We start from the raw sequence: 8,382 nt of genomic DNA on the forward strand, positions 1-8,382 counted from the left end.
GTGCCCACACGATCGCCGGCATGAGTGCTGGTATCGGTCACAGCCACGGCTGACGGCCCGACGGTCTGACCCTGAGTTCAAAGGGATTGGGTCGCACCGATTGACAGATGACATTCCGATCGCGAACCTTTCTGTCATTCGAAGCGATGTGGGAACGTTCACAGTCATGTGGCGCGCAACGAGCAGATCGCATGCATCGCCCCCGCCGCCTCGGGCCTTTGTATCTCCGCATCAGTGGTGACAGGAGGCATCTCCATGGGTGAGTTACGGCTGGTCGGCTCGACAGTTGCGGTGGTTCCCGGACCAGCGTGCGAGTTGGAGCCCTCGCTAGTGCCCCGGCATCTGCGCGGTGCCGGCGGACAAGACCTGCGCGCCGTACTTCAACACCTACCCGATGGCCAACGCAGCCGGGGCACGCGCAGGACGCCTGCCAGTTCGCCGCCTGGGGCCTGGAGTGCCTCAAGTACGACTGGTGCTCGCCCAAGGGCATCATCAACGACCAGGTGCCTGCGTTCGCGTGGATCACGAAACGGTGGATGACCGGGAGCGACGGCAGCAGGGCGATGGGCGTGCGGAACATCACCGACGTGAACGTCCCCCTGCCGTGCTACGCCTGGCCCGGGGGCTTGGACGGCCGGGGCATGCGGGAGGTCGGCCGCCCCGGCCTGACGGACACGGAGCTGCGCAGCCACTTCGTCCTGTGGCCATGATGTCCGCACCGCCGCTCGTGGGCAGCGATGTGTGCAGCGCGTCGGCGGCAACGCCGAGCATCCTCAAGAACGCCGACCCCTGTTCAACCGGAGCAGCCGTTCGCGATGTCTGTTCGGTCACCACCGGAGCGATCAAGGGGTGGGCCGCTCGCTCGGAAGGTGGTGCACGCGCCCATGGCAGTGTCACGAAGGCGGCTTCTGGCGCTGGGCGCCGGAGCGGCCGCCGGAGGGTTCGGGCTGGCCGGCTGCGGGTCGCAGCGCTCGCTCGGCGACTCGGATGAGATCACGCTGTGGACCTGGGACCGGTCGGTGAGCGACGAGCTGGTCGCCCGGGCCGAGACGAAGGGCATTCCCGGGGCCGAGGGCTTCAGACTCAGCCGCACCAACATCGGCGGCCACTTCAACACCAAGGTGCGTACCGCGCTCGCCGGCAAGTCCCTGGTGCCGGACATCATCGGCATCAACTCCGACGTGGCCACCTACTTCCCCAACCCGGACGTGTTCGTCGACCTGAACGACTTCGGCGCGGCCGAGCTGAAGAGCCGGTACCTGGACTGGAAGTGGAACGAGTGCATCACGCCCGAGGGCCGGATGATCGCGTTCCCCATGGACACCGGCCCCACCGGGCTGTTCTACCGCGCCGACCTGCTTCAGGAAGCCGGGATCACCACCGACCCGAAGGAGCTGGCCGCCCGCGCCCCGGACTGGGACGGCTTCATCGCCCTGGGCAAGGACCTGCAGAAGTCCCAGGAGCGCGCGGTGATCGCGCTGGTGCCGCAGTTCGTCACCCTGGCCTGGCTCGGCTGGGTCGGCTCGCTCAAGGCGCTGATCATCCCCGGTGCGGCAAACGCGTTCGGGATCTTCTGGATGCGCCAGTACGCGCAGGGGGCGATCGCCGACGAGCTGATCCAGGCGTCAAGGGTCGACGGGGCCGGGTTCTTCCGCCAGTGGTGGACGGTGGGGCTGCCGGTGCTTCGCCCGGGGCTTGCGTTCCTGGGAATCTTCACCTTCTTCCACATCTGGAACGACTACCTGTGGCCACTGATCGTGATGACCGACCCGGGCAAGGTGACGCTGCAGGTGGCCGTGCAGCAGCTGAACGGCGTCTACACCACTGACCAGTCGATGGTCATCGCCGGAGCGCTCATGTCGGTGATCCCGCTGATCGGGGTCTTCCTGATCGGTTCGCGCCACTTCATCGCCAACCTGGCCGCCGGCGCCATGAAGTTCTGAAGAAGCACGCGCATGGTCGGCGCCTTTCGAAAAGCAGTCTCCGCACCTGCGTTGAGTTCTTCAGGCAGGCACGAGCCCTGCCCCTGCACGGGAGGATCCATGAAACAGTCCATCAGGGTCTCGTTAGCCGGAACCACAGCCGTGCTCCTGTCCGCCGCGGCTACGACGCTCGCAGTCGACGCGGGTGCCGCGACGCCCGCGGCCGGCGTCGCGGCGGCGGCCGCCAGACCGATGGAGAACCTCGGGGAGATGACGCTGTGAGAACCGCGAAGTTGGTCAGCCCTGCCCTCCTGCTCTCGGTGGTCACGGCGAGTTCCATCGCGATGGCCCCCGGCTCGGCGTCCGCGAGCGATGCGGCGGCCGGAAACACCTATTACGTCGCCCCGAACGGGAATGACGGTGCAGCAGGTACGCAGGCCGCCCCGTGGGCATCGATCGCCCGTGCGCAGGCCGTCGCCAAGGCGGGCGACACGGTCTATTTCCGGGGCGGCACCTACGCCTACACCCGCGCGAACAGCGCCTGCTCGAGCCAGTCCGCCAGAGTCGACGCGATCACCCTGAACAAGAGCGGCAGCTCGGGCAACCTGATCCGGTATTGGGCCCATCCGGACGAGAAACCGGTCTTCGACTTCTCGCGAATGACGGACAACTGCCGTATCAAGGGCTTCAACGTCACCGGCAGCTGGATCCACCTCAAAGGACTGGAAGTCACCGGCGTTCCCCAGAACAACAACCGGAACGCCGAGTCCTGGGGGATCTGGGTTTCCGGCAGCAACAACGTCTTCGAGCAGATCAACACCCACCACCACATGGGCACCGGCCTGTTCATCAACGGCGGGGGTGGCAACCTCGTCCTCAACTCGGACTCGCATGACAACTACGACCCGCGCAGCAATGACGGACCCGGCGAAAACGCCGACGGGTTCGGTTCGCATTACACGCCGGCCGGCCGCCCCGCGAACGTGTTCCGGGGTTGCCGCGCGTGGTGGAACGCCGATGACGGGTTCGACCTCATCTCCACCTACTCGCCCGTGATCATCGAGAACTCGTGGGCCTGGCGCAACGGGTACGTGCCGGGGACGACGACGCCCTCCGGCAACGGAGCCGGCTTCAAGTCGGGCGGCTACGGGGGCGACTACGAAGCCAACGCGCCGAAGCACACCGTCCGCTCCTCGGTGGCGTTCCTCAACAAGGCGGCCGGCTTCTACGCCAACCACCACCCGGTGGCCAACGACTTCTTCAACAACACCGGCTACGGAAACCACCCCAACTTCAACATGCGGGGAGTGGACTCGCGCGGCGCCGCCGTCGGCCGGGGCAACTTGCGCAACAACATCGCCTACACCGGAACGCCGACGTCGAACATGACCGGTACGAACGCCGCGTACAACTCCTGGAACCTCGGCGTCCCCCTGTCGAACTCCGAGTTCCAGAGTGTGTCGACGTCCGGCTGGGACGCGCCCCGCCAGACCGACGGGAGCCTGCCGGTGCTGCCCCACCTCCGTCTCGCGGCGGACAGTGCCCTGATCGACAAGGGCACCGACGTGGGACTGCCCTTCGGCGGAAGTGCGCCGGATCTCGGCGCCTTTGAGAAAGATGGAAGGTGACATCATGAGGCCAAGACCGCGTGTCGTTTCGAAGTACTGGAAGTTGGCCGCCGCAGCGTTGTTGTCCGTGGCGTTAGCGGCACCGCTCTCGGCGAGCACCGCTGCGGCGGAGACACCTGCAACGGAGATGCCGGCAACGGAGACAGCGGCAACGGCGCTCCAGGACCAGGGTGCCGCTGCTGGACCGGTGGTGGATCGCGGTCTCAAGTACCTGGTGTCCGACTACCAGACACGCACTCCGTCGAAGTACACGGCTGACTCCTGGGCGCCCTTCGCCAAGGCGCTGACCGCCGCGGCCGATGTCGCCGGCGACACATCGGCCACCACGTCGGACGTCGCCGCCGCGAAGACGGCACTGATGACCGCCGCCGCCGATCTGGAGGCCGCTGACGAGGGCACGTTCCAGACCATCACGAACGACACCTTCTGGAACGACACCAGCGGCAACCCCATCTATTCGCAGGGCGGCGGGGTCTTCAAGTTCGGCGACACCTACTACTGGTACGGCGTGCACTACACCGGCGCCGAGCTCTACCGGGCCAATCCGACGAGGAAGTACGACGGCGACGTCAGGTTCGTTTCGATCCCCGTGTACTCGTCCAAGGACCTGGTGAACTGGAAGTTCGAGAACCGAGTGGCGACGCGCTCCACCGGCGTGGGCAACGGTGCCAACCTGGGTGGTGCGGGCTGGGTCGGGCGGCTCGGCGTCTCCTACAACGAGAACACCGGCAAGTACGTGCTCGCCGTGCAGATGTGGCACACCGGCAGGGGCGGGCACGGCGTTCTGCTGCTCCAGGGCGACTCACCCACCGACACCTTCGACTACGGTTACTTCCAGACCCAGATCACCAACTCGCCCACGACCGGCACCGGAGATCAGACCGTCTTCACCGACGACAACGGCAAGGACTACCTGATCTTCTCCAACCGCGAAGGACGTTCTCGCGCCTTCGTGGCCAAGTTCCGGGAGTCCGACTCGCTGCGGATCGAGCCCGGCGTGCAGATCGGATACAACTCCTCCGGCCGCGAGGGCAACGCCATGTTCAAGCTCGACGGCAAGTACTACCACGCGGCGTCGGATCTGCACGGCTGGAACACCTCGGTCACGCATGTCATGGAGTCGACCGGCAGCAACGTCCAGGGTTCCTACACGGGCGAGTACACGCTCGCCGGCACCGAGATGGACTACAGCCACGTGACCCAGACCGGGTTCTTCGTGACGGTCAATGGAACCAAGCAGAACACGGTGATCTTCGCCGGCGACCGCTGGGCCGACTTCGCCTGGAACGGCATCGGGTACAACCAGTGGATGCCGGTGACCAAGACCGGCGCGAGGCCACGGTTCCACTCGGTGAGCCAGTGGCAGTTCAACGCCACGACCGGAGAGTGGCGGGTCGGGCCGCAGAACAACTACGTCCTCAACCCCAATTTCCAGGCCGACCGCATCATCGTCTCCCGGCTGACCGGGTGGACCAACTTCCGGGAGTCGGGACCGAGTTCGATCGTGACCAACGTCAACGGCGGTGCGAACGGAAGCCGCTTCGGGCTGCGCGTGGGCGCCGGACAGTCCTACGCGGGTGGCGTGCGGCAACAGATCACGGTGCCGGCCGGCACCTACAAGCTGTCCCTCTTCGCCAAGACCTCTGGTTCGCTCCGCGCCGCGCAGATCACGGTCACCGACGCCAGCGGTAACTCGCGCACGCTCAACGTCGCGGCAGCGAGCGGCTGGACTCGTCGTGAGCTCGCGGAGATCCCGCTGTCCGCCGGTACCGCGACCGTCACCATCCGAGCGGCGAGCAACAACGGGTACCTCGTCGTCGACGACCTCGGACTCGTAAAGACCTCTGCCGACACGCCTCCGCCGACGGGGCAGCGTTACGAGGCAGAGACCACGTCGGCGGAGTGCCAGGGCACGATCGACTCGAATCACGCCGGATTCTCCGGCAGCGGGTTCTGCAACGGCAATAACGCTGCGGGGGCCTTCGCGCAGTTCACTGTGAACTCCGAGGCCGCTGGTACGGCGACGCTGGGGGTCCGGTTCGCCAATGGCTCGAGCAGCGGTGCGAGGCCGGCGAACCTGGTCGTCAACGGATCCACGGTGGGGACGGTTTCGTTCGAGTCCACCGGTGCCTGGACGACATGGTCGACCAAGACCGCGACCGTCTCGCTGAACGCCGGCAGCAACACCATCCGGTTGGATCCGACCACGGCAGCCGGACTGCCCAACGTCGACTCCCTCGATGTCGGTGCCGCGACTGGCTGACATCCCACGCTCTGCCGGTCTCTTCGACCGGCAGAGCGTACAAGGGTCGCGTCCTTGAGCCCACGACACCGGCGTGACCACGGTGTGCTGCGCAACGAGCAGTGCCAATGAGAACGACGGCCGACCGCGTGCGAAACAGCACTTGCCGCAAGTAAGTCACATCGTCAGGAGAAGGACATGAGCAGCAAGCGTCTGCCCCGCGTGATCGCGGGCATGACGACGTTGGCCACCATGGTGTCCGCGACTTTACTCATGATGCCCGCGCCGGCCCATGCGACCTTCGGAACCGCGGACATCAAGCCGATCGAAAGCAATATCGCTGCCAAGCCCTGGGCCTCGGCAACATCCAGCAACGGCTCGTCGAACGCCGGACTGGCCATCGACGGCGACCCGACGACGTCCTGGTACCCCGGTCGTGCCGGCGCCCGGCAGTGGCTCACCGTCGACCTCGGTGGAACCTACGACAACCTGCGTAAGGTCAAGGTGATGTTCCCGGACCGTGGCGTGGCCTACCGGTACGTCGTCGAGGCTTCATCCGACGGTCGCCGGTGGAAGACCATCACCGACAGGTCCCACAACCGAGCCGTGTCGCGAGGGGAAGTGCACCTGTTCACCCGGCCGGCGACGCGCTTCGTCCGGCTGATGTTCACAGGTGTGCTGGGCCGTGCCCGGGCTGGTGTCAGCGAGTTCCAGGTCTTCAACTACCTGCGCAACGACCTCACTCTCGGCGCCGATCTGTCCTGGATGGACGACCTCCAGGACCAGCAGTACTGGGTCGACCCCCTGGCCGAAGACCGCGGCGCCGGGCCCCACCTGCTCGACGTGGCCAAGGATCGTGGCATGCAGCACACCCGGCTGCGGATATTCAACGAGCCGCGCAGCGAGAGCACCGGTCAACCGACGCCGATACCGCGCCAGGGTCCGGAGCGCTCACTGGTCTCAGCGAAGTGGATCAAGCAGCGGGGCATGGGCCTGGGGATCGACTTCCACTACGCGGACTCATGGGCGGACCCGAGCAAGCAACCGAAACCACGCGCCTGGGCCCAGCTGGAGTTCGCGGACCTGTCCCAGGCCGTGTACGACTTCACCGCCGACTATCTGGACCGGTTGATCCAGCAGGGCACCACGCCGGAGAAGGTGGCCGTCGGCAACGAGATCATCAATGGGTTCATGTACGGCAGCGAGGCGGTCCACATCGGCACGACGAATCCGCCGTATTTCGTCGACCAGGCCGATATCTACCAGTCGAAGCCCGGCGGTGGCCTGCTGTGGCGGTACTGGCGGTCAACCGACCCGGTGGAGCAGCAGCTTTACGACCAGGCGTGGGACCGGTTCACAACCCTGGCCGCGGCCGGGATCAAGGCCGTCCGCGACGCGTCACCGACATCCAAGGTCGAGATACACGTGATTGTCGGCAAGGACCGGCTCGCCAAAACCATGGAGTTCTGGCACCAGTTCCTCACCCGGGTGAAGGCAAAGGGTCAGAACCCTGATGTGCTGGCCATCTCGTACTACCCGGAGTGGCACGGTACACCCGAGGCGCTGGATCTCAACCTGAACACCATGGCCACCACCTATCCCGACTACGAAATCGACATCGCCGAAACCGCCTACCCCGCCTCGGGCGGTGAGGGCTCGCCGATGCCCAACTCACCCTTCCCGCGAACCATCCAGGGCCAGGCGGACGCTATCCGGAGGGTATTCCAGGCCGCCAACGACGTGGTCGACAACCGAGGTTCAGGTGTGCTGGTGTGGGAGCCGGCCGGCTACCAGCCGATGTTCCGGGCCGTGCCCGGACTGGCGAACACGTGGGAGCCGCACGCGTCCATCAACGTCTTCAACGCCAGCCGCGCCAAGCACATCCTCCAGGACACCATCTACACCGCCGCCGTGGTGGGAGCCGCACCGAAGCTGCCCTCCTCCATCCACATGCTCACCACCGCCAACAGCACGATCACCGGTGTCCCCGTCCGCTGGCAGCCGTTGCCACCTGGCGCGACCGACAGGCCGGGTGTGGTGACGGTCACCGGGATGACCGACACAGGACCGGTCACGGCGGTCATCGACGTCGTTCCCAGACACGGCGAACACGACTTGACCACCTCATAGCCTCCATCGCCAAGCGAAGGACCAGGAGGCGGATGGATTGTACTGACAACGCGCGCAACGCTCCTGCCGCCCCTCGCGGGTGGCAGGAGCACCCACACCCGGTTTCGCGCCGCGCGTCCAGTCGACCTGCCGCCGACTGGACGCACCGGCAACGGGCCCAGCCGAACGCCAATCGCTACACCCACCCCCGCACCCAAGGAGACATCCATGGCCATGCAACGACGGACATTCCTCAGGATGAGCGCGGCCGGAGCGACGGGCGTGGGTCTGTCCCTGCTCGGCGCGGGGCAGGCAATAGCCGCCGTCGGGCCGTTGGACACGGCGCCGACCACGCCGTTCGCGGTCGGCGTGCGCCGGTATGACTGGACCCGCGGCAGCCGCCGGTGCACCACCTATGTCTACTACCCCGCCACCGGCACCCCCGGCGGCAACCCGGTGACGAACGCCCCGGTCGCAGGCG

At 66.4% G+C, this 8,382-nt stretch carries 6 protein-coding genes and 1 pseudogene; all 7 read left to right on the top strand.

The window, feature by feature from the left end; genetic code table 11:
- Positions 1–536 precede the first annotated feature (536 nt).
- The gene (locus H8R17_RS43470; RefSeq protein ID WP_187828694.1) at positions 537–710 is read left to right on the top strand and encodes a hypothetical protein; all 174 of its coding nucleotides are present in this window, start codon (positions 537–539) and stop codon (positions 708–710) included.
- 174 nt (positions 711–884) lie between these two features.
- Positions 885–1,943: an extracellular solute-binding protein gene (locus H8R17_RS43475; RefSeq protein WP_223126135.1), complete on the top strand. Its 1,059-nt coding sequence runs from the start codon at positions 885–887 to the stop codon at positions 1,941–1,943.
- Positions 1,944–2,042: 99 nt separating this feature from the next.
- A complete protein-coding gene (locus tag H8R17_RS43480; protein WP_187828695.1) occupies positions 2,043–2,204 on the top strand; it encodes a hypothetical protein in 162 nt (53 codons plus the stop codon).
- Positions 2,201–3,550 (top strand): right-handed parallel beta-helix repeat-containing protein, encoded by a 1,350-nt coding sequence (locus tag H8R17_RS43485; protein WP_316959723.1) that lies wholly within the window; start codon positions 2,201–2,203, stop codon positions 3,548–3,550. The genes H8R17_RS43480 and H8R17_RS43485 overlap by 4 nt, the downstream gene beginning before the upstream one ends.
- Before the next feature lie 187 nt (positions 3,551–3,737).
- Positions 3,738–5,813, top strand: a complete 2,076-nt coding sequence (locus H8R17_RS49655; protein WP_187828696.1) for a family 43 glycosylhydrolase — start codon at positions 3,738–3,740, stop codon at positions 5,811–5,813.
- A gap of 177 nt (positions 5,814–5,990) precedes the next feature.
- Positions 5,991–7,922 (top strand): glycosyl hydrolase 53 family protein, encoded by a 1,932-nt coding sequence (locus tag H8R17_RS43495; RefSeq protein ID WP_187828697.1) that lies wholly within the window; start codon positions 5,991–5,993, stop codon positions 7,920–7,922.
- A 207-nt stretch (positions 7,923–8,129) separates the two neighbouring features.
- A pseudogene (locus tag H8R17_RS43500) lies at positions 8,130–8,382 on the top strand (mucin-2); the annotation flags it as partial.

This window comes from Streptomyces sp. TRM68367 (assembly GCF_014495685.1).
Taxonomy (GTDB): Bacteria; Actinomycetota; Actinomycetes; order Streptomycetales; family Streptomycetaceae; genus Streptomyces.

Bases quoted from the DNA above. Each gene is read 5' to 3' on its own strand.
- H8R17_RS43470 (WP_187828694.1), top strand. From the start codon at position 537: ATGACCGGGAGCGACGGCAGCAGGGCGATGGGCGTGCGGAACATCACC.
- H8R17_RS43495 (WP_187828697.1), top strand. From the start codon at position 5,991: ATGAGCAGCAAGCGTCTGCCCCGCGTGATCGCGGGCATGACGACGTTG.
- H8R17_RS43475 (WP_223126135.1), top strand. From the start codon at position 885: ATGGCAGTGTCACGAAGGCGGCTTCTGGCGCTGGGCGCCGGAGCGGCC.
- H8R17_RS43480 (WP_187828695.1), top strand. From the start codon at position 2,043: ATGAAACAGTCCATCAGGGTCTCGTTAGCCGGAACCACAGCCGTGCTC.